The organism is Microbacterium sp. Leaf151 (assembly GCF_001424225.1).
Lineage (GTDB): Bacteria > Actinomycetota > Actinomycetes > Actinomycetales > Microbacteriaceae > Microbacterium.
Genome location: NZ_LMOR01000001.1, coordinates 572,462 through 592,789 on the forward strand (window position 1 = coordinate 572,462; position 20,328 = coordinate 592,789).

At 70.6% G+C, this 20,328-nt stretch carries 19 protein-coding genes and 1 pseudogene; 10 read left to right on the forward strand and 10 right to left on the reverse strand.

The window, feature by feature from the left end; translation table 11 throughout:
- Positions 1-435 precede the first annotated feature (435 nt).
- The gene (locus ASF76_RS02545; RefSeq protein WP_055953374.1) at positions 436-3,285 is read left to right on the forward strand and encodes a discoidin domain-containing protein; all 2,850 of its coding nucleotides are present in this window, start codon (positions 436-438) and stop codon (positions 3,283-3,285) included.
- 349 nt (positions 3,286-3,634) lie between these two features.
- Positions 3,635-4,672, forward strand: a complete 1,038-nt coding sequence (locus ASF76_RS02550; RefSeq protein ID WP_055952434.1) for a zinc-dependent alcohol dehydrogenase family protein — start codon at positions 3,635-3,637, stop codon at positions 4,670-4,672.
- 755 nt (positions 4,673-5,427) lie between these two features.
- Here ASF76_RS02550 and ASF76_RS02555 read toward each other — a convergent pair.
- From ASF76_RS02555 to ASF76_RS02565, 3 genes are all read right to left on the reverse strand, one after another.
- The gene (locus tag ASF76_RS02555; protein ID WP_055952436.1) at positions 5,428-5,841 is read right to left on the reverse strand and encodes a hypothetical protein; all 414 of its coding nucleotides are present in this window, start codon (positions 5,839-5,841) and stop codon (positions 5,428-5,430) included.
- Positions 5,838-6,470 carry an acyl-CoA synthetase gene (locus tag ASF76_RS02560; RefSeq protein ID WP_156459089.1) on the reverse strand — a complete coding sequence of 211 codons (633 nt, stop codon included), beginning with the start codon at positions 6,468-6,470 and terminating at the stop codon, positions 5,838-5,840. The genes ASF76_RS02555 and ASF76_RS02560 overlap by 4 nt, the downstream gene beginning before the upstream one ends.
- A gap of 107 nt (positions 6,471-6,577) precedes the next feature.
- The gene (locus tag ASF76_RS02565; RefSeq protein WP_055952438.1) at positions 6,578-6,952 is read right to left on the reverse strand and encodes an LPXTG cell wall anchor domain-containing protein; all 375 of its coding nucleotides are present in this window, start codon (positions 6,950-6,952) and stop codon (positions 6,578-6,580) included.
- Between the two features lie 238 nt (positions 6,953-7,190).
- Between ASF76_RS02565 and ASF76_RS02570 the strand changes: the two genes are divergently transcribed.
- On the forward strand, positions 7,191-7,598 hold the full coding sequence (locus ASF76_RS02570) for an NUDIX hydrolase (RefSeq protein WP_055952442.1): 408 nt from the start codon (positions 7,191-7,193) through the stop codon (positions 7,596-7,598).
- A gap of 102 nt (positions 7,599-7,700) precedes the next feature.
- Here ASF76_RS02570 and ASF76_RS02575 read toward each other — a convergent pair whose 3' ends face one another.
- The 6 genes from ASF76_RS02575 to pdxH form a co-directional block, all read right to left on the reverse strand.
- Positions 7,701-9,188, reverse strand: a complete 1,488-nt coding sequence (locus tag ASF76_RS02575; protein ID WP_200936068.1) for an SDR family oxidoreductase — start codon at positions 9,186-9,188, stop codon at positions 7,701-7,703.
- A 155-nt stretch (positions 9,189-9,343) separates the two neighbouring features.
- The gene (locus ASF76_RS16930; protein ID WP_156459090.1) at positions 9,344-9,502 is read right to left on the reverse strand and encodes a hypothetical protein; all 159 of its coding nucleotides are present in this window, start codon (positions 9,500-9,502) and stop codon (positions 9,344-9,346) included.
- Between the two features lie 113 nt (positions 9,503-9,615).
- Complete coding sequence (locus tag ASF76_RS02580; protein ID WP_055952445.1) at positions 9,616-10,773, reverse strand: acyltransferase family protein; 1,158 nt, start codon at positions 10,771-10,773, stop codon at positions 9,616-9,618.
- Between the two features lie 185 nt (positions 10,774-10,958).
- Entirely contained in the window at positions 10,959-11,618 is a 660-nt protein-coding gene (locus tag ASF76_RS02585) for a HEAT repeat domain-containing protein (protein WP_055952447.1), read from the reverse strand.
- A gap of 408 nt (positions 11,619-12,026) precedes the next feature.
- Positions 12,027-13,184 carry a GTPase gene (locus ASF76_RS02590; protein ID WP_055952450.1) on the reverse strand — a complete coding sequence of 386 codons (1,158 nt, stop codon included), beginning with the start codon at positions 13,182-13,184 and terminating at the stop codon, positions 12,027-12,029.
- Between the two features lie 299 nt (positions 13,185-13,483).
- Entirely contained in the window at positions 13,484-14,131 is a 648-nt protein-coding gene (pdxH, locus tag ASF76_RS02595) for a pyridoxamine 5'-phosphate oxidase (protein WP_055952454.1), read from the reverse strand.
- Positions 14,132-14,411: 280 nt separating this feature from the next.
- On the opposite strand from pdxH, the gene ASF76_RS02600 reads away from it, so the two are divergent.
- The 3 genes and pseudogenes from ASF76_RS02600 (at position 14,412) to ASF76_RS02605 (ending at position 15,857) form a co-directional block, all read left to right on the forward strand.
- Positions 14,412-14,990: a hypothetical protein gene (locus ASF76_RS02600; RefSeq protein ID WP_055952456.1), complete on the forward strand. Its 579-nt coding sequence runs from the start codon at positions 14,412-14,414 to the stop codon at positions 14,988-14,990.
- 109 nt (positions 14,991-15,099) lie between these two features.
- Positions 15,100-15,213 (forward strand): annotated as a pseudogene (locus tag ASF76_RS17390) (alkylhydroperoxidase domain protein); the annotation flags it as partial.
- Positions 15,210-15,857 (forward strand): VOC family protein, encoded by a 648-nt coding sequence (locus tag ASF76_RS02605; protein WP_055952459.1) that lies wholly within the window; start codon positions 15,210-15,212, stop codon positions 15,855-15,857. The pseudogene ASF76_RS17390 and the gene ASF76_RS02605, both read left to right, overlap by 4 nt.
- A 354-nt stretch (positions 15,858-16,211) precedes the next feature.
- On the opposite strand, the gene ASF76_RS02615 is transcribed toward ASF76_RS02605, so the two are convergent.
- Entirely contained in the window at positions 16,212-17,210 is a 999-nt protein-coding gene (locus ASF76_RS02615) for a hypothetical protein (RefSeq protein ID WP_156459091.1), read from the reverse strand.
- 457 nt (positions 17,211-17,667) lie between these two features.
- Here ASF76_RS02615 and ASF76_RS02620 point away from each other — a divergent pair, with 457 nt between their 5' ends.
- From ASF76_RS02620 to ASF76_RS02635, 4 genes are all read left to right on the forward strand, one after another.
- Positions 17,668-18,264, forward strand: a complete 597-nt coding sequence (locus ASF76_RS02620) for a LysM peptidoglycan-binding domain-containing protein (protein ID WP_055952468.1) — start codon at positions 17,668-17,670, stop codon at positions 18,262-18,264.
- A 65-nt stretch (positions 18,265-18,329) separates the two neighbouring features.
- The gene (locus ASF76_RS02625) at positions 18,330-18,773 is read left to right on the forward strand and encodes a helix-turn-helix domain-containing protein (protein WP_235561215.1); all 444 of its coding nucleotides are present in this window, start codon (positions 18,330-18,332) and stop codon (positions 18,771-18,773) included.
- On the forward strand, positions 18,770-19,117 hold the full coding sequence (locus ASF76_RS02630; RefSeq protein WP_055952471.1) for a HepT-like ribonuclease domain-containing protein: 348 nt from the start codon (positions 18,770-18,772) through the stop codon (positions 19,115-19,117). Before ASF76_RS02625 ends, ASF76_RS02630 begins: the two co-directional genes overlap by 4 nt.
- 132 nt (positions 19,118-19,249) lie before the next feature.
- Positions 19,250-20,326, forward strand: coding sequence for an alkene reductase (locus ASF76_RS02635; protein ID WP_055952473.1), 1,077 nt, complete (start codon positions 19,250-19,252; stop codon positions 20,324-20,326).
- The last annotated feature ends 2 nt before the right edge of the window (positions 20,327-20,328 follow it).

Consider the following 20,328-nt stretch of genomic DNA (forward strand, 5'->3'; position numbering starts at 1 on the left):
GCCCCCGGCACGACGAAGCGGCGCGTCCTGGACACTCGACGGGTCTCCGACGCGTGCCCCGCACCCGTGAGTACCCCCTGTCGAGCGCCCGACACCCCCGCACCGCTCCCTCGCCCTCGCCCTCGCCCTCGCCCTGTTGAGCGTCCAGAACACGCCGCACCCGACACGACGAAGCGGCGCGTCCTGGACACTCGACGGGTCTCCGGCGCGTGCCCCACACCCCCGCACCCCTCCCCCCGTTGAGTGTCCAAGACACGCCGCCCCCGGCACGACGAAGCGGCGCGTCCTGGACACTCGGCAGGTGCTGCCGCATGCGCCGGCCAAGACGAGGCTGGACGCGGGCCAGCACCTCCCCGTAGGGTGTTGACGTCAACATCCCCGACCCCCGGGTCACCCGTGCGCCGCATCGTCGCGGCGCGGATCGGAAAAGACGCGATGACGCATCGACGCCCCTTGACCGCACGCCGCCTCCTCGCGGCCGCAACGGCCGCTGTTCTGGCCGCCGCCCTGGCATCCCCGCTAGCAGCGGTCGCCGCCACGGGCGTACCGACGAACCCGAACGACGGGGTGCCCCGGATCGATCCACCCGTGACCTACGACAAATTCCAGTCCCTCGCCGACCCCGGTATGAGCGCCGCCGACTACTTCCAGCCGAAGTGGTACGACACCGACGGGCGGCACATCCAGGCGCACGGCGGCCAGGTCGTGACGACCGAGGAGAACGGTCAGACCGTCTACTACTGGTACGGCGAAGACCGCACCAACGGCTACTGGAACAGCCCCGGCGTCGCGGTGTACCGGTCGACGGATGCCAAGAACTGGACCAACCTCGGCGACGCCCTGCGCAGCATCAGCACGCGCGACGACCTGCTGACGCCGTACTTCGAAGACCTCTACGACACCCTCGACGATGCCGGCCAGCCTCGCAACGACAAGATCGATGCCCTCGCGTACCACTTGAACTCGACGCGAAACTCCGACTACACGGCGATCTTCGAGCGGCCGAAGGTGCTGCAGAACGAGGAGACCGGCCAGTGGGTCATGTGGTGGCACGCCGACGGGCGCATCGAGCCCGGCGGCAGCACCTACGCCCGCTCGATGGCCGCCGTGGCCGTGTCGGACTCCCCCGCCGGACCGTTCCGCATGACGGGCGCCTTCCGCATGCCCAACCGCTCGAACTACCAGGCGTGCACGCAGTACGCGGTGCCCGGCCAGGCGCGCGATATGACCGTGTTCAAGGACGACGACGGCAAGGCGTACATCTCGTACTCGTCGGAGGAGAACTACAGCCTCTACGTCGCCGAGCTCGACGACTCGTACACGAACGTCACCCACACCACCGGCACGGACACGCTCGACGTGAATCAGTACTCCGAGGACGGCCGCTACCCCTACATCTTCGCCGACGGCACTCCCGAGGCGCCGGTGCGGGGTGAGGACTTCCAGATCGTCAAGGAGTGCGGCCACCTCGAGGCCCCCGCGATCTTCGAGCGCGACGGCACGTACAGCGTCGTCACCTCCGGCGCCACCGGATGGGCACCCAACCCGCAGACGTATTACACGACGAAGAACCTGATGGGCACGTGGATCCGCGGCATCGAGGCGAACGACGTGAACGAGAAGGTTCTGTACAACTCCATCCCCGACGGCGGCGACGGGCTGCTCTCGATCGGCGATGCACGGCGGACGACCTTCGGTTCGCAGACGACGAACGTGTTCGAGCTCGAGCCGGGCAAGTTCATCTACATGGGCGATCGCTGGAACGAGGGCGAGGCCGACTCGACCTACGTCTGGCTGCCGCTGACGGTGGGCGAGAACGGTCGCCTCGAGATGCACAACCCCGCGGCCGAGGACCCCGCGCGCTACGGCACCGGGTGGGACGCCTCGTACTGGGACGACAAGGGCTTCGGCCACGGCACGTGGAAGGTCACCACGGCACTGCCGACAACGGTCCTCCGCGGTCAGGCGCCGCAGCTGCCCAGCACGGTGTCGGTCGACACCGACGGCACCGCCTCCGCCGTCGCCGTGACCTGGAGCACCGTCGACACCAGCGTGCTCGGACCCCAGAAGCTCACCGGCACCCTCGCCGCCGACGCGAACTTCACGGTGGGGCGCACCTTCCAGCGCACGATCACCGTGACGACGCCGGGCATCGCCAACATCGCCCCCGAGGCGACGGTCACGGCCTCGAGCCGGAACGACCTCGTCGGCACGATCACCGACGGCAACCGCGCCGGCAAGGGTTGGGACGACTGGACGGGCAACGGCTACCCGCGCAACAGCTGGCTCCAGTTCGACTGGGGGACGAACCGCACCTTCGACTCCCTCGCCGTGTACACCTACAAGGACGGCGCCACCGCGACCTGGCCGTCGCGCATCCAGGTGCAGTACCGCGACGCCGCGGGCGCCTGGCAGGACACGTCGGTCGCTACGACCCTGGCTCAGGATGCCGCTTCAGCCGCGCCCGTTGTGACTCTCGACGGGAAGGGACTGCCGGCATCCAGCGCTCTGCGCCTGCGCCTCACGAGCGATGCCAACACGTGGCAGTCGATCGCCGAGGTGGAGATCTGGGGCAACGCCCTTGCCGCCAACGTCTGCCGTGGCACCGACGCCACCGTCTCGGCATCCTTCTCCCAGACGAAGTGGGCGACTCTGCCCGCGGGCAACGCCTGCGACGGCCGGCAGAACACGCAGTGGTCGACGTGGACCGACGCCGGGTTCAAGGACTCCGCGACGTTCACCCTCGAGACGAGCGCCACACACCGTCTGGACAAGGTGCAGTTCACCAACATCGAGGGCTCGGTCACGGGCGTCTCCGCCGAGTACCGCACGACCTCCAACGAGTGGAAGCCGGTCACCCTGACCGGCGCCGCCCCGACGGTGACGAACGGCCGCGAGACGACCCTGGCGTTCACCCAGGTGGCCGCGACCGGCCTGCGGTTGACGTTCGCCACCCCGGGTTCGTACCTGAAGATCCCCGAGATCGTCGTTCCCGAGGGTGTTGCGGCACCGAAGGCCACCACCACGGTGACCTCTCGCTGCATCGCCGGAAAGGTGACGCTGCTCATCACAGTGCGCAACGAAGAGACGACTCCCGCGACCGTCGAGGTCGCCTCGCAGTGGGGCCGCAAGACCCTCACCGCGATGGCTCCCGGTTCGACCACCTCCATCGCACAGTCGACCCGCGCGGCCTCCATCGTCGCCGGTGCGGTGACGGTGAAGACCTCGGTCGACGGCGCCCAGGGAGAGCAGAGCGTGCCGTTCACGGCGCGTAGCTGCAGCTGACCGGCGGGCGAGGCGACCCGACGCCTCGTCCTCCCGCCCTCGCGACCCGCCCCGACCACCCCCCGGTCGGGGCGGGTTGCTGCGTGGCAACCGTGCTTCGCCTCCTCCCCCGTTGCCGGACGGCCGCCATGACCGGGGCACCGGAGCGGGTTGATGGGTGCCGACCGTGCTCCCTCCCGACGCCGGAGGGCGACGGTGACCGGAGCATCGGAGCGGTGCTGCGTAGCGACCGCACTCCCTCCCCGAGGCCGGACGGCGACCGCGGCACCCGGGCGGGTGCTGCGTACCGAGCGCGCTCCCTCCCGACGCCGGACGGCGACCGCGGCACCGGGGCGGGACAATGGATGCCATGCGCGCGATGATCATGGATGCCCTGGCCGAACCCCTCGAGGTGCGCGACGTCGAGGCGCCGAGCGCCCCGGACGGAGGCGTGGTCGTCGAGGTGTTCGCCACCGGGCTGTGCAGGAGCGACTGGCACGCCTGGGTCGGGCACGACGACGTCGCCCTTCCGCACGTCCCCGGCCACGAACTGGCGGGCGTGATCGTCGAGATCGGTGCCGGCGTTCAGCGGTGGCAGGTGGGTGATCGTGTCACGGTCCCCTTCGTCATGGGGTGCGGGGCGTGCGAGTGGTGCCTGAGCGGCAATGCGCAGGTGTGCCCCGACCAGCAGCAGCCCGGCTTCACGCAGTGGGGCTCGTTCGCCGAGCGGGTGGTGCTGCGGGCCGCCGACACCAACGTCGTCCGCATCCCCGACGGGGTCTCGTTCGAGGCGGCGGCGGCCCTGGGATGCCGCTTCGCCACCGCGTACCGCGCGCTCACCGGCCGCGCGCGCGTGCAGGCCGGCGAGTGGATCACGGTGGTCGGCGCGGGTGGAGTGGGTCTGAGCGCGGTGATGATCGGCGCGGCCCTCGGGGCCCGCGTGATCGCCGTCGACCGGACGCCGGCGGCGCTCGAGGCAGCACAACGGCTGGGCGCCGAGCACACTCTCGTGGCCGGGTCGGATATCGCCGCTGCCGTCCACGAGCTCACCGGCGGTGGCAGCCACGTCTCGGTCGACGCGGTGGGCAGCGCGCAGACGGCGCGCGACGCCGTGCTGAGCCTCCGCCGACGGGGTCGTCACGTGCAGATCGGCTTGCTGCCCACGCCCGACGGCATGAGCGCGATGCCCATGGCCCGTGTGATCGCGTGGGAGCTCGACCTGCTCGGCAGCCACGGCATGGCCGCGGTGGATTACCCCGAGATGCTGTCGCTCATCGAGAGCGGTGCCCTGCGCCCGCAGGAGCTCATCGAGCGGGTCGTCGGCCTCGGCGAGGCGGCCCGGCTGCTGCCGACCATGGACTCCGCGTCACCGGCCGGCATGACGATGATCGACCCTCGGCGCGACTGACCCCACGCCGACGGCCGGAGCGGTGCGGGGCGGCCGGCTCGGGGCGGTGCGGTGCGCGGCCGGAGCGGTGCGGGCGGTGCCGGAGCGGTGCGGACGGTGCGCGGGGCGGCCGGCGCGGTGCCGGTCGGGTGAGGAGTGGAGGAGATGCGGCGAAGGGAGGATCAACTCCGCTCGCAGAGTCCTCCGCTCGCCCGAAGTCCTCCGCCCATCACCGCCACGCCGCGCCGCGTCCCTCACCCGTCACCGCGTCGCGCCTGAACGCCGCGCGCGGTTGGTCACGGAACGGAGCGAGCGACGGGCGCGACACACAGCCCACGCGAACCGGTGAGGAGCGGAGGAGATGCGGCCAAGGGAGGATCAGATCCGCTCGCGAAGTCCTCCGCTCACCGGATTCCCTCCGCTCGTCACCGCCGGGCGCACGCGCGCAGCCTGAACGCCGCGCGCGGTCGATCACGGAACAGAGCGAGCCACGGGCGCGACACACAGCCACGCGAACTGGTGCGGAGCGGAGGAGATACGGCGAAGGGAGGACGAATTCCCCCCGCAGAGTCCTCCGCTCACCCGAAGCCCTCCGCTCGTCACCGCACGGAGCCCTCCGCTCGTCACCGCGCCGCGCCGCGCCGTACCCCCGTCACCGCACCGAGCCCTCCGCTCGTCACCGCGCCGCGCCGAGCCCTTCGCGCGTCACGCACCGCGCCGCGCCGCGCCCTCCGCCCGTCACCGCGCGAGGGCAAGCGCAGCGCGCGCAGCCGGCGTCAGGCCTTCGGCGCCGCGTCGTCGTCGGGCTTCTCGGCCGACGGCCGCGCGGGCGGCTCGGACGCCGCGGTGGCCGCAGCCCCTGCAGCGGGGCCGGCCGTGGGGGCGCCGGGGGTGGTGGCATCCGGAGCGTCCTTGGGCAGGAGCAGCGGACGATCGACGGTGGCGGTGACCTTGGCGGGGTCGACGGCGAGAAGCATGAGGGCGACGCTCACGAGCACGACGATGAACGTCGCACCGGCGGCGACGAGCGCGACGATCAGGGCGTTCTGGATCTCGTTGGCGGGACGCGTCTGGAAGAACCCCATCGACATCAGCGTGACGAAGCCGGCGAACAGGGCGGCGACGAAGGCCAGCCCAAGCAGCTGAACGGGTTTCATCAGGTCTTTGCGCGTGGTGGGCTTGTCGGTCATGACGCGGCCTCCTCAGGGGATACGGCCGCTACGGGCTCGGGGCGGCGCGGCGAGAAGCCCGCGATCGCGAGGAACACGGCGACGACCGCCGCGTATCCGCCGAAGAGTCCCACGGCGATGGTGATGCCGGTCAGCGTGAAGGACCCCGCACCGGTGATGTCGTAGTGGAGCGCGTACTGCGCCGGGGTGAGCAGCAGCACAGCCGCCAGCACAATGCTCAGGATGCCGATGAGCACCCCGTCGCGCACGCCCGCGGCACGCCCCGCCTTGCGGTCGCGGAGGGCCCCCAGCAGTTCGATGAGGCCCGACACGAGCGCCCAGGCGATGACGACGCCGAAGAAGACGCCCGTCGTGCGCCACGCTCCGACGCTGGACACGAGGCCGGCAAGGATCGAGACGGATGCCAGGAGCACCGGGATCATGCGCTCCCCGCGCGGGAACACGAGCCACGCGGAAAGCGCGAAGACCAGTCCCGTCGCGAGCGCGAAACCGCTGAAGACGCCGAGCCCGAGGACGGCGGAGTGATCCGGCGAGAACGTGACCATGATGGCCGCGAGCGCCGCGAAGGCGGCGCGCGCCAGCTGCAGGTGGCGAACGTCGAAGGCGCGCGGTGTGGAGGAAGAGGTCACGGAGGGTCCCCGAAGAGCGGAATGGATGGGATCCAGTGTATTCCTCGGCACCTGTGCGGCCTCCGCGGAACCTCGACGGCGAATCAGTGGGTCCGCCGCCCCTCGCCTCAAACGCGTCGGCGACGACGGGCGCGGATCGCGAGTCCGGCTGCGAGCGCCAGGAGCGCGACCACAGCGCCGCCCACGGCGATCTCGCCGCCCGTGGCCGGAAGCGCACCGGGTCGGGGGTTCGCCGCATCCGATCCCGGGTCGGCCGGGGCAGGACTCGCGGTCGACGTCGGGGCCGACGGGGTGGGGACCTCCGTCGGAGACGGGGTCGCGGTGGGCGCCGTCGTCGGCGGGGGCGTCGGGGCGCCGGTGCGGGCGGGGATCTCGACCGAGATGAGCAACGAGTCGCCCGTCGATTCTCCGGGCGTATTCGGCGCGGCCAGGGGAGCCCCCAGAGCCAATGCCACCACTACCGCCGCCAACGTCTTCGTCATCACGCGATCAACCTCCTTGTCGAGGATGCCGTGAAACGCCCGTACTGCGCAAGGAATCGACAACGATGCACGATGAATTGCGCACGATGGCATCCATTCCGAGGCGTTCCGCCCGCCCGCGGCGGTCTCCACCGACGCGGTGAGGCCCGATCGAGAGGAGGTTCTGAACCCGTGACCGCCCCGGCACGGCGGCCATCGCCCTCCTCGACGCGGCGAGCGCGGGTGCTACCGTGCCGATGTGACTCCGGATGCCATCCCCCCGCGCCGCATCCACGTCTCGGCCGCGGTGATCACCGACGCCGACGGCCGACTGCTGGTCGTGCGAAAGGCGGGCACCACGGCGTTCATGCAACCCGGCGGCAAGCCCGAGCCCGACGAGACGCCCGCCGAGACCCTTGCTCGCGAACTCGCCGAGGAGGTCGGCCTGCGCGTCGCGCCCGAGCACCTCGAGCCCCTCGGGCGTTTCACCGCGAGCGCCGCGAACGAGCCCGGCTTCGAGGTGGTCGCCGACGTGTTCCGCGTCGACATCGGCGACCAGCAGCCGATCCCGGATGCCGAGATCGCCGAACTCCGCTGGGTCACAGCCGCGTCGGCATCCGGACTCGAGATCGCCCCGCTCGCCCGCGAGTACTTCCTGCCCGCCTGACCGCCCGCGCGCGGCCCAACCGCGGTTGAGTGTCCAGGACACACCACAAAGCCCCCGCCCGCGCGGCGTGTTCTGGACACTCAACCGCGGTGGAACGCGACCTCACCAGGAGCTCTTGCGGTAGTCCTTCAAGAAGATGCCGAACAGGTCTTCGCCGGCCTCGCCGCGCACGATCGGGTCGTACACGCGGGCGGCACCGTCGACGAGGTCGAGCGGGGCGTGGAAGCCCTCTTCCGCCAGCCGCACCTTGGTGAAGTGCGGGCGCTCGTCGGTGATCCAGCCGGTGTCGACGGCCGTCATGAGGATGCGGTCGTTCTCGAACATCTCGCGGGCGCTCGTGCGCGTCAGCATGTTGAGCGCGGCCTTGGCCATGTTCGTGTGCGGGTGGCCGGGGCCTTTGTAACCTCGGCCGAACACGCCCTCCATCGCCGAGACGTTGACGATGTACTTGCGGTCGGCCGTGGATGCCGCCATCGCGGGGCGCAGGCGGCTGACCAGCAGGAACGGCGCGGTCATGTTGGCCAGCTGCACCTCGAGCATCTCGAGCGGCTCGACCTGGTCGACGTGCTGCGTCCAGCTGTTGATGCGGTCCTCGTCGGGCACGAGGCCGCCGGCGTCGATCGCGGTGCCCGCGGCCAGACGGTCGAGCGACGAGGAGCCCGCGGCCATGGCCTCGGCGGTGAGCTCGTCGGCCGTGCGCGCCGCCGACGCGAGGATCGGGTGCGCCGACACCGACTGCGCGAGCGCGAGGGGGTGGGCGTCGTTGGTGTGGCCGAAGGTGAGCAGCTCGGGCAGCGGACCGTCGGGGAGCGGCGCCAACTCGGCATCCACCAGGGGTTTGTATGCACCCGGCGAGCGCCGAACGGTCTGCGCGGCGTTGTTGATGAGGATGTCGAGCGGACCCGTGGATGCCACGGAGTCGGCGAGTCCGATCACCTGGGCGGGGTCGCGCAAGTCGATGCCGACGACCTTCAGCCGGTGGATCCACTCGGCACTGTCGGGCAGCGACGAGAACCGGCGCACGGCGTCGCGGGGGAAGCGCGTGGTGATGGTGGTGTGCGCGCCGTCGCGCAGCAGCCGCAGCGCGATGTACATGCCGATCTTGGCGCGGCCGCCGGTCAGCAGTGCCCGACGACCGGTGAGGTCGGTGCGGGCGTCGCGCTTCTCGTGGCTCATCGCCGCGCAGTCGGGGCAGAGCTGGTGATAGAACGCGTCGACGAGGGTGTAGTCCTGCTTGCAGATGTAGCAGGCGCGCGCCTTGATCAGCTCGCCCGCGAACGGCATCGAGGTGCGGGCGGCCAGCGGGATGCCGCGGGTCTCGTCGTCGATGCGATCGGCGGCTCCGGTGGCGGTGGCGGCGACGACCGCGCGGTCCGCATCGGCGATGCGCTGACGCTTCTCTTTGCGCGACTGCCGCTTGACGTCCTTGTAGAGCTTGCCGGTCTGGCGACGCAGGGCGATGTAGGCGGGGTCCTCGGGGTCGAGCGAGGACGCCGCGTCGATGACGCGCAGCGCGATCTCGAGCTCGTGCGGGTCTATGGATGCCACGGCTCCGGCCTCGCGATCGGGATTCAGCAGTGTTTCGGGCACGGGGCATCGTATCGGAGCGTTGCTGAACGCGGGGTGGGCCGGGCGTGTCGCGGGTCGCCACGGCGGCGACGGGAACAGGGGATGCCCCGGGAACAGGCCGGAGCGGCGCCGATCCCCCTGTTCTCGACGCATCTGGTGTTCTGGTGATCGGCGGGCTACTGCTTCCCGCCGTCGACCCAGCGCGTGTGCGCCTTGAGCGCGTGAAGCACTGCCAGGCGGACGACGAGGTAGACGACTGCGCCGATGACGGCGAGGGTCAGCCCCCACGTGAGGATGATGATGAGCAGGTGCGGTCCAGCGAGTCCGGAGAACATCCGGCGAGCCTAGCCACGCGGGCGACGGCGATTCAAGGATGCGGAGCCCCGGCCGGGCCGTCTCGCGCGTCGGCGTCCGCGACACGATGCAGGCGCAGCACACAGCGATGCGTCTATCGCGCTGCGCCGACCTCCGCCGCCTGCCGAGAAGAGTCACGCCGAGCACGGTCGGGGTCGTACCGCAGCAGCCACCGCTGCGCGGGGATCTCGATCAGCCTGTGCATCGCCCACGCGATGGCGAGCGCGATGCCGAAGGCGGCGAGCGCGAGCGGCACCGCCTGCCGCCAGGGGAGTTCGGGGTGCGCCTCGGGCCAGCCCGACGACACCGAGGCGATGACGAGCAGGTGCACGAGGTAGAACGCGAACGACACGCGTCCGAGCTCCTGCCAGAGCGGCCGGGCGAGGAACGTCGACCGTCCCCGCGCGTCGGCGTTCGCGAGGGATGCGACCAGCAGCGCGTAGAACCCGACGGTGGCGGCGAGCCCCGGGTGGATGTCGGTGCCCGGCACCATCGGCGCCTCCGACAGCGCGTAGCCCGCGACGGCCAGGGGCACGGCGAGGCTGAGGCGCAACGGCATCCATTCCCCCCGCTTCATCATCACGGCGAGGGTCATGCCGATGACGAACTCGGGCAGGCGCAGGAGGGGGGTGGATGCCGACGACAGCACGCCCGGCGCGAAGGCGGCGATCTGCGGGGCGAGCGCGACGAGCACGAGGGATGCCACGGCCACGACCGTGAGCATTCGGTTCGACGCCCGCACGAGGGGGCGGATGAGGAAGGGGAAGCTCAGGTAGAAGAAGGCCTCGCACACGAGCGACCAGCTCGCGGGGTTGCCGGCCTGCCACCAATCCGGCACCCAGCCGTTGACGAGGAAGACGTTGGCGACGAGGGGCGCCGCGCCGTCGGTGCGGATCTCGGGCACGAGGGTCGCCGCGGCGATGAGAGCGAGCACGACACCCACGACGTGCAGCGGGTAGATGCGCGCGACGCGGTGCCACCAGAACGAACGGACGGTCTGCTGCGGGCGGTACCCCCAGGCGAGCACGAAGCCCGAGAGGATGAAGAACAGCGTCACGCCGGTCTTCCCGGCCTCGAACAGCACGCCCCACGCGACCCCGGCGTTGCCGCCGAAGTAGTTCACGGCCATGAGGTGGTGGCCGAAGATCAGCATCGCCGTCGCCCAGCGCAGGCCGGTGAGCGACGGCAGGTTGCGGACGTGATCGAGGGGACCGGGAGCGGCTGCCTTCGGGGGTGCGACGGGCGCGGTCATCGTGCTGGTGATGGTCGCCTCCCCTCGTCGTGTGCGAGCGCGACCGCGTGATCATCGACGACACCGTTGGAGTCGACCTGAGCACGTGGAGTCGCGCAGACCTTCCGAGAAGGTACTCCTCCTCGGTCTGGAGGTTCCTGAAAAGGGTGGGGCTTGACCCGGGGCACGCGGGCGGCGCGGTCGACTCAGTCTTCGGCCGGCAGCGCCCGCTGCGCCACGACCCGTCGCGCCTCGACCACCGCCTCGGCGAACTCGGTGTCGGGGTCGTCCATCACGATCGCGGTGGCCCGGGCATGCGCGCTCACGACGTCGTAGGGCGACGCGGCCGCCCGCTCGACGACCGCCTCGGCGCGGAATCCGATCGCCGCGAACGCTCGGCTGAGGCTGCGTTGGGTGTCGTGATCACCGCGTCCGAACTGGGTCGCGAGCTCCTCGGCGAGCGACTCGTGTGCGTCGTCGGGAACGAGACCGGATGCCGTCCGCCACGCCGCCCGCGCCACCTCGGGGTGCCTGTCGCGCAGCACGGCCGGCGTGATCACCGCGAACGCGGCGGGATCGCCGATCTTCGACAGCGTGTGGAGCGCCTGGCTGCGCGCCTGTGGAATCTCCGACCCCACTTCGGGCAGCAGCGCCGCGACGGCCCGAGCGGGGTCGTGCCGCGTGAGCGCCCAGGTCAGCATGTCGCGTACGAAGAAGTCGGTCTCGACCGCGCACCGGGCCACGAGCTCGACGATGTAGTCGTCGTGCGGCCGCGTCCCCGCGGCGAGCGCGGCCTGCAACCGGCCCGACGCGTCGGACTGCGCGAGGGCTGCGCGGAGGCGTTCGGCGGGGGTGGTGTCGGTCATGGTGCCTCTAGCGTTCCACGGCGCGGGAGGCGTCGGGGCGGCGGTGGGCGCCGCGGCGGGCGCGGCGGGGCACCGCGGACGGTCGCGGGGGGGGAGGAGGAGATCCCGCGGAGGGAGGACCTCAGCCGCGGCATCCATCCTCCGCTCGCCGGATCTCCTCCGCTCCCTGCGCACGGCGCGAGCACCGTGACCAGCGGAGGAGGGGGGACGACGGGAGGACGCGTCAGCGGCATCCATCCTCCGCACGCCGAATCTCCTCCGCTCCCCACGCACGGCACGAGCACCGTGACCAGCGGAGGAGGGGGGACGACGGGAGGACGCGTCAGCGGCATCCATCCTCCGCACGCGCCTCGCCCTCCGCTCATCACGGCCTCGGCGCTGCGCGGCCATCGCGTGGTGGCGCGGCGGCTACTTCCTGCCCACGCGGCGCTCGACCAGCTTCCGCGCGACGTCCATGAAGCTCGGCGCGTACTTGGCCCACTCCTTGTCGAGCTTGCGCACGTCGATCTTTCCCGTGTGCAGGAGCTCGCAGATCTTCATCCAGCTCTCCCCGGTCGCCGCGGTGAGGGCGCCCGCCACCGCGGCGTTCACCACGATCCCGGCGCCCGGGATCAGCTTCAGAAAGCTCGTTGCCAGGGCCCGTCCCGCGACCTGCACGCCGAACTGGGCGAGGGCTCCCGCCGACAGCATCGTCTTGACCTCGAGGTCGTAGATGGCGGCGATCCGCCCCATCATCGTGAGCTGGATCGGCGCAAGAGTGAAAGCATCCGAGACAGGAAGCGGAACGGTCGCCGCTCCCGCGGCTGCCGCGGCCGCCGTCGCGATGATCGGGCGAGCCATCTCGCGCTTCCACGGGAGGTTGAGGCGCTGTGCGATGCGAAAGGCATCCTTGTCACGCTCGGGAGCGAGGTCGAGCGTCTCGGTGACAAGGTCACCGAGGCCGTGCCCCTTCCCCTTCCCGTGCCGGTCTCGCGTCGAGGTGAGGATGACGCGCCGGTAGGGCACGTGCAGGCGTTCGCCGGTCGCGGCATCCACCGGATCGTTGAGCCAGTCGACGAAGGCCTGCACGTCCTTGGCGACACCCTGATGACCGGTGAGAGGGTTCTTGATCCAATCGACCTTCGTGAGCACGAGGATCACCGGCAGACCCCGCGTGTCGAGTTCGCGGATCATGGCGATGTCGGCGGGAGTGAGTCGGTCGTCGTTGGCCTGCACGCAGTACCAGACGACGGATATCTGGTGATCGCCGGAGTGCGCCGCGATGGCGTTCAGGTGGTTGCGCAACTGCTGGTCGGGGGGAACGGGCGAACCGATCTCGAAACCCTCGACGTCCCAGATGCCGAGCGAGTCATCGCTGTAGAACTGCACACCCCGCGTGACGGGGAGGCCGCGGCCGACCTTCGCCCAGTCGCGACCGAACACCGCGTTCACGAGCGACGATTTGCCGACGCCGGAACTCCCGACGATGGCGAGATTGAACCGGCCGTAGCGCGACTTCGCCTCGGACGTCGCCTCGACGAAGGCCTTCTGGTCGAGGTCGGGTTTGTCCGCGTTCTTCTTCGCCATGGTGTCTCCTTACCCCAAAGGAAATCGAGATCGCGCGTTGTTCCCGCGGGAATGCGGATGCCACGAATCTACGGCCCGGGGTCCTTCGCGGCGTTTTCGGCGCCTCCCCTTGCGTTCACGGTCGCGACGGGAGGAGATTCGGCGGGCGGAGGAACCTCGCCCGCGGTGCCGGTCCTCCGCCCGCCGAATCTCCTCCGCTCCACGCGGAGGAACGGGTCACGGCCGCGGCGCCCTCCGCTCCGCGCGGAGAGATCGCTCACGGCCGCACCGGCCCTCCTCCGCTTCCCGCGAGAAGCGCGTCACGGCTGCCGCCGCACCGCCGCCCACTCCCCCGCGGCATCCGGTCGCGAGAACACGATCCGGTCGTGCAGCCGGGACGGCCGGCCCTGCCAGAACTCGATCTCGCGAGGCTCCACCCGAAACCCGCCCCAGTGCGGCGGGCGCGGCACGGGCCGGTCGTCGCCGAAGCGGGCGCTGACCTCGGCCATCTGCTCCTCGAGGGCGGTTCGGGATGCCACGGGCTCCGACTGGTGGCTCGCCCAGGCCGACAGCTGCGAGCCGCGCGGACGCGAGGCGAAGTACGCATCGTCGCGCTCGGGCGGTAGGGGCGTCGCGGTGCCGAGGACGATGACCTGGCGCTGCAGCGCGTACCAGGGGAAGAGGACCGACACGGACGGGTTCGCGGCCAGGGCCCGTCCCTTCCGCGAGTCACGGTTGGTGAAGAACCACAGCGCTCCGTCGTCATCGATCCCGCGCAGAAGCACCGTGCGCGAAGTCGGTCGGGCTTCGGCATCCACCGTCGACACGACCATCGCGTTCGGCTCCGGCAGGTCGGCCGCGTCTTCCAGCCAGCGCCGCAGAAGAGCGAGAGGGGATGCCGAGAGCGCGGAGTCGTCGAGCTCGTCGAGCGTGTAGTCGAGTCGGTGGGCGAGGGGGTTCTCGGTCATCGCGGTCCTCCGGTTGCGGGAGGCCCATGGTACGGCGGGGTCGTGATGCGCGGCGTGGGGTCGCGCTGAAGACTGGGCCGTGACCAGCGGAGGAGACGGGACCGCGGGAGGACGCGTGCGCGGAATCCATCCTCCGCTCCTCCCTCGTCCTCCGCGCGGCACGTGCGCGCCCCCGCGGCGCATCGCCCGCGCTCCGCCCGACACGTGCGCCCGCGCCCCTCCGGCGCCCCGCCCACGCCCCCTCTAGCCGGTGTCGGTGGCCGGGAGTACCGTCGTCGCCATGAGCCCCGCCGAACTCTTCCTCCACTCCGATGCCGCTCTGCGCGAGGTCGTCGACCAGCTCGATCCCGCAGATTTCTCCACCCCGGTGCCGCCGGAATGGAGTCAGCACGAGGCGCCCACCCTGCGCGACATCCTCGGGCGCCACGCCTACGACGAAGCGTGGATTCCCGACGTGATCGCCGGTCGCGCGGCGGCCGACGGCGACCCGTTCGCCGACGCCGATCTGCTCGGCGACGACCCGATCGCCGCCTACGACGCCCTCAACGACACCGCGACCGCCGCCGTGCAGAAGGGCGACATCGCTGAGACCTTCCACTTCACGTACGGCGACTATCCCGCCGCCGAGGGGTTCGCGCACCTCGCGACCTATCGCGCATTCCAGGCGTACTCGATTGCGAAGCACTTCGGCATCCCGTTCCACCTCTCCCCCGACCTGGTCGACGGTTTCAACGAGCACGTCACCCCGCACGCCGACGAGTGGCGGCAGTGGGGCGTGTTCCCTCCGGCCATCGACTCGCCGGCGGACGCCGACGACGAGACGCGGCTGCTCTGCACGCTGGGGTTCTGGATGCGGTAGGGCGGCGGCGCATCGGGGCGAGCCTCACCCGCCAGAGGCGGGCCCTCCGTATCCGAGCGATCCATGACGCGAGGGCGGTGACGCGCGTCTGCGCTCAGCGGGCCTCGACGACGTCGACATCGTCGACGTGATCGGCGGGGCCGCCTTCTTCAACTGGGCGAACCGGCTCATGCTGTCGCTCGGCGAGCCCGAAGTCCCCACCCGACAGCAAGGACAGTCATGAGCATCCCCCGCCTTCTCGATCACGTCGTCATCGCCGGCCCCGACCTCGCGTCCCTGATCGACTGGTTCGCCGAGCGCACCGGCGTCGTCGCAGCGCCGGGGGGCGCGCACCCGACCGGCACGGCGAACGCGCTCGTCGCCCTCACCGTCGACGGCTCGCGCGGCCCGCAGTACATCGAGCTGATCGGCCCCGATCCCGATCGCACCCGGCCCGCGGTACCGACCACGTTCGGCATCGACGCGCTCACCGAGCCGCGCGTGCAGGCGTACGCGGTGCACCCCGACGACATCGACGCGACCGTCGCCACCGCCCGCGCGAACGGCTACGACCCGGGCGACGTCACCGACCTGTCGCGGCGCACCCCCGACGGAACCCTGCTCGAATGGCGCCTCACCCGCGGCGAGCACCACCGCATCGACGTCCCGTTCCTCATCGACTGGGGACACTCGGCGCAGCCCGGCCTGAGCGACATCCCGACGATCGAGCTCGTCTCTCTCGTCCGCACCGAGCCCGACCCGACGCCGCTGATCGGCATCCTGAACGCCTTCGGGTTGGGCGACGGTGTCGCCGAGGTCATCGAGGGCGAGGAGTCGGGGTTGCGGCTCACGCTTCGGACGGCGGACGGAGAGGTCGTCGAGCTTTAAGCCGCTGGCGGCGGTGGTGCGGCGGCCGTAGCGGGGGTGGGAGGGGAGCGGATGCCGGGAGGTCGGCATCCGCTCCCCTCCGTCGAGATCAGCTGTTGCGATCTCCTGTATCCGTTGGAGGTTGTTCCGCTTCCTCTCGTCGGTACCGCATGTCGGTGGCGACCGTCCAGGCCGTGAAGGTCAGCAGAGGGATCACCGACAAAGGCCCCCACACGTCAGCCCCCTGCCCGCGGCCCATATACAGCGCGCTCACTCCCGCGAACCACGCGAACGATGCGCCGCAGAGCAGCAGGCGGGTGGGCGCGAAGAGGAGCGACAGCCGTATTCGGAGGGAGGTGCGGTAGGTCGGGGGCATCAGCGGCACGACCCTCCGGAGTACGTTCCGAACCAAGGAAGGAAGGACGGCTGGATTGTGAATACAAGCGTCGCATACATCTCCCGGCATCGTTGGGGCCGGGAGTTCTGCGCCACTCCAGCGGTGTACACCGCAGCGCCGCCAGCAGCCAGACACGCTGCGCTGCCGATGGCTGCTCCGGGAGGACCCGCAAGCGCGGAGCCCGCGAGGCCGCACGCCCCGGCTGCTCCCGTCGCGCCCCACCCGCCCGCAGCGATTGTCGCGGTCTCGGCACGGTTCCAGCGGACGCGCACCTGGTTCCAGCTCGTCACGGACCACTGCGGATCAGCAACGACCGGATAGGTCGTCGCGGAATCGGTCTGCACGTGTTGCGTGAGCACACCGTCCTCGATCTCGTAGGAGGTGGGGACGTCTCGCCCCGCTGCATCGATCGCCCACGCGGGTTCCACATATCCGACGATCTTGAAGATCTCCGCCTTGCCGTTGTCGACCTCGACCTGCTCGGTCAGTTCGATACGGCCATCGCTGCGCAATTCCGCCGTCACCCCGTCTGGCAGCGCATATTCGAACGACCGATCGGCCGTGTGGCTGTTGATGACCGTCGTGATGCGAGCGCCCGACGGAAGCACTTCCACCGTTACGTCCGGGCTATCCCCCCTGCCGGCGAAGACCATAACGCCGTCGGACGATTCCACCCCCGCATCCAGATCCACAGCATCGGGAAGAGGAATCTCGAGGACGGGGTCCCCTTGCTGCCCGACGATCACGTTCGCGTACGGGTCTCGCGGAACGTCGACCGCTGCGTCCGTGGTGAGTATCGCGGGGTTCGGATCCTGCGACGCAGTTGCCGCCGCAGCAGCAGTTTGAACGAGGTTGGCGACGGCGTCCGCCGCGCCCTGTTCTTCCGCATATGACGGCGGGGCGATGAGAGTCGAAACTGTTACGACCGCGGCGATGACTACAACCCCGACCCGGGATCGCATTATGTTCTTTCGCATTTCTCTCCTTCGAGCTTGAGCGTCCTTCCAACGGCGTTGGATTGGTTGGGTTCTACCTCCGACGTTGCGTCGGCTAATTGGGGGACAAAGCTGGATCCGGCGCCGGGTGAGAAGCGTGATGCGGGCGGGACGGGTCAACGTGCGTGGCCCTGCAGCAGTAATCGGGCGGCCAGGCGGCGAACGTGCTCGACTCACCGCCGATGGGTGCTCGAGGGGTCGACGCGAGCGTGGCTTCGTTTCACCCGCAACTTCACCCATGTGAGCTGGTCGACACGCCGCGAAGGTCGCTCCACACGAACCGGCAGCCGTCACTCTCGTTGCGTAAGCGCGGCCGGTGACTGTGGGGGGCGGCGGGCGTAGGGGGTGGATGCCAGGGGATGGGATCCACCCTCCTCCCGCGCGGATTTGGAGGCATGCCGCATCGCGCCTCACCGACTCGCCGTGCGAGGGTGGACGAATGGAACGCGCCGCAAAAATCGCCTTCGCCGCGTCGGCCGTCGTCATCGTGGGCCTCGTCGCTCTGGTGGTGCCCGCCTTCTCGGGCTTCGGCGCGACGGAGCCCGAGGCCCCCGCCGAGGCGGTCGGCGCTGCGGCAGCCGTCGCTCCGGCCGAACCGGCCGCCGCGCCCGAACTCCCCGACTGGGCGAAGAACTCGGGCCCGTGGATCATCTACCCCGAGGGTTTCCGGTGCCAGGGCACCGAAGGCTGCCCCAACGACTACCGCGCGTTGATCGGTGAGCCCGGAGACGTGCTCCCCGCCAACGTCGAGTATTACGATCCGGCCACGCACGACTATGACCCCGCCAACCCGGGCAAGTTCTCGGTTTTCCCGGCGGCCGCTCCCGGGGCCGACCCCGGATCCCGTCCCGGCGCGAACGGCTTCGCCGTCGTTTCAGGCGGAAAGGTCGTGTCGTACGTCGTGGTGCACGGCGACACCCTCACAGGGATCAGCGAGCGCTTCTCCGTCGACGCGGGCGGACTGACCCGCGACGATGACCCCGTCATCCCCGACGAGACGCAGATCAACCCGGGCGACGTGCTCGTCCTCCCCTGATGCACTAGCGCCGAGGCGTTGGGTGGGTATATCGCCCCCGATAACCCCTCTCGTACACTGGTCCCGTGAACATCCGAGCGGGCCGGGAAGCGGCGGGCATGAGCCAGGCCGAGCTCGCTCGCGCCGCGCGTGTGCCGCAGCCCAACATCTCCGCCTACGAGAACGGCCGTCGTCAGCCCAGCGCCGAGGTCCTCGACCGCATTCGGAGCGCCCTGGTCGGCAATCTGAACGACCGGCTCTTCCGTCACCGCGATGAGATTCACCGCCTCGTCACCGAGCATCACGCGACCGCCCCGCGCGTCTTCGGGTCCGTCGCCCGCGGCGAGGCGACCGGGTCGTCCGACGTCGACCTGCTCGTGGATTTCACCCCCGAGGCCGGGCTTCTGGACGAGATCGGGTTACGCCTCGCCCTCGCCGACCTTCTCCACGTCGAGGTGGATGTCGTGGCATCCGACACTCTGCGTGGCGAGTTCCGCGAGCGAGTGCTGCGCGAAGCTGTCGCGCTGTGACCGCCGACCGTCAGAAGACTCGGGATGCCGCGGCGCGCGTCGTCGCGGTGTGCGACGTGATCGCGCAGATCGTCTCGCAGGGGGAGCAGCACTTCCTCGATGACATCCAGGCGCAGTGGGCTGCTGAGATGGGACTCATTCGAATCGGCGAGGCCGTCGCCAAGATCCCCACGCCCGTTCGCGAGCGCTTCGGCGGCCAACCGTGGCGGCAGATCATCGACATGCGCAATTTCGCGGCACGTCAGTACGACGATCTCGACCCTCACCGTGTGTGGCGAACAATCACGCGGGACGTTCCACGCCTCCGTGACTATCTCGCGGGCGAGGTTCTGCCTGCCCTCTGAATCCGATCAGCGGCGAAGCCGATGTCGCTCGCGCGTCAACCCACCCAGAACGCGCAGGCCACCCCGGTGGAATAGGCAGCCGCCACCCCTCGTTGGGATGGCGTGGCCCCCGTTCCCCACGAAAGGACCCCCGTGAGCCTGTTCAGCCCCACCACCGTCGGCGATGTCGACGTTCGCAACCGCGTGTCGCTCGCCCCGATGACCCGCCTCCGCGCCGACGCCAACGGCGTCCCCGGACCCATCGTCGCGAAGTACTACGCGCAGCGCGCGGGCATCGGCCTGCTGGTCACCGAGGGCGTGTTCCCGAGCGCCGAGTCGCGTGCTTACCCGGGTCAGCCCGGCATCGTCACTGACGCGCAGGCCGCCGGATGGGCGAAGGTCGCCGACGCCGTGCACGCCGAGGGCGGCACGGTCTTCATGCAGCTCATGAACGGCGGCCGCGTCACGCACCCCGACATCACCGGCACCGACCGCATCGTCGCCCCCTCGGCGATCGCGATCGAGGGCGAGACCCGCCTGGCCGACGGCACCAAGGTCGCCTACGCCACACCCCACGCGCTTGAGACCGATGAACTCGCCACCGTGCGCGACGAGTTCGTCGCCGCCGCCCGCAAGGCAGTGGATGCCGGCTTTGACGGCGTCGAGCTGCACGGCGCCAACGGCTACCTGCTGCACGAGTTCCTCTCCCCCGCCTCCAACCAGCGCACCGACGGATACGGCGGATCGCCCGAGGCCCGCGCCCGCTTCGTGATCGAGGTCGCCGAGGCCGTCGTGGCCGAGATCGGCGCCGGTCGCGTCGGCATCCGGATCTCGCCCGCGCACAACATCCAGGACGTGTGGGAGAAGGATGACGCCGAGACCCGCGCCACCTACGAGGCGCTGATCGCCGGCCTCGCGCCGCTGGGCCTCGCGTACCTGAGCGTGCTGCACGCCGACCCCGCCGGCGAGCTGATCCAGGACCTCCGCCGCGCGTTCGGCGGCACCGTCATCGTCAACACCGGCTTCTCGAGCATCACCACCCGCGACGAGGCCGTGTCGGCCGTCGACGAGGGAATCGCCGACCTGGTCGCCGTCGGTCGCCCCGCGATCGCGAACCCCGACCTCGTCACCCGCTGGCAGAACGGCGCCGACGAGAACCAGGTCGACCAGCCCACCGTCTACGGCGGCGACGAGCGCGGCTACACGGACTACCCGTTCCTCCAGGGCTGACT

Excerpts from the sequence above, each read along its gene's own strand:
- ASF76_RS02565 (WP_055952438.1), bottom strand. The coding sequence starts at position 6,952 with ATGACGAAGACGTTGGCGGCGGTAGTGGTGGCATTGGCTCTGGGGGCT.
- ASF76_RS02545 (WP_055953374.1), top strand. The coding sequence starts at position 436 with ATGACGCATCGACGCCCCTTGACCGCACGCCGCCTCCTCGCGGCCGCA.
- ASF76_RS02605 (WP_055952459.1), top strand. The coding sequence starts at position 15,210 with ATGAGCATCCCCCGCCTTCTCGATCACGTCGTCATCGCCGGCCCCGAC.
- ASF76_RS02600 (WP_055952456.1), top strand. The coding sequence starts at position 14,412 with ATGAGCCCCGCCGAACTCTTCCTCCACTCCGATGCCGCTCTGCGCGAG.
- pdxH (WP_055952454.1), bottom strand. The coding sequence starts at position 14,131 with ATGACCGAGAACCCCCTCGCCCACCGACTCGACTACACGCTCGACGAG.
- ASF76_RS02585 (WP_055952447.1), bottom strand. The coding sequence starts at position 11,618 with ATGACCGACACCACCCCCGCCGAACGCCTCCGCGCAGCCCTCGCGCAG.
- ASF76_RS02555 (WP_055952436.1), bottom strand. The coding sequence starts at position 5,841 with ATGACCGACAAGCCCACCACGCGCAAAGACCTGATGAAACCCGTTCAG.
- ASF76_RS02590 (WP_055952450.1), bottom strand. The coding sequence starts at position 13,184 with ATGGCGAAGAAGAACGCGGACAAACCCGACCTCGACCAGAAGGCCTTC.
- ASF76_RS02615 (WP_156459091.1), bottom strand. The coding sequence starts at position 17,210 with ATGCGAAAGAACATAATGCGATCCCGGGTCGGGGTTGTAGTCATCGCC.
- ASF76_RS02550 (WP_055952434.1), top strand. The coding sequence starts at position 3,635 with ATGCGCGCGATGATCATGGATGCCCTGGCCGAACCCCTCGAGGTGCGC.
- ASF76_RS16930 (WP_156459090.1), bottom strand. The coding sequence starts at position 9,502 with ATGTTCTCCGGACTCGCTGGACCGCACCTGCTCATCATCATCCTCACG.
- ASF76_RS02620 (WP_055952468.1), top strand. The coding sequence starts at position 17,668 with ATGGAACGCGCCGCAAAAATCGCCTTCGCCGCGTCGGCCGTCGTCATC.
- ASF76_RS02580 (WP_055952445.1), bottom strand. The coding sequence starts at position 10,773 with ATGACCGCGCCCGTCGCACCCCCGAAGGCAGCCGCTCCCGGTCCCCTC.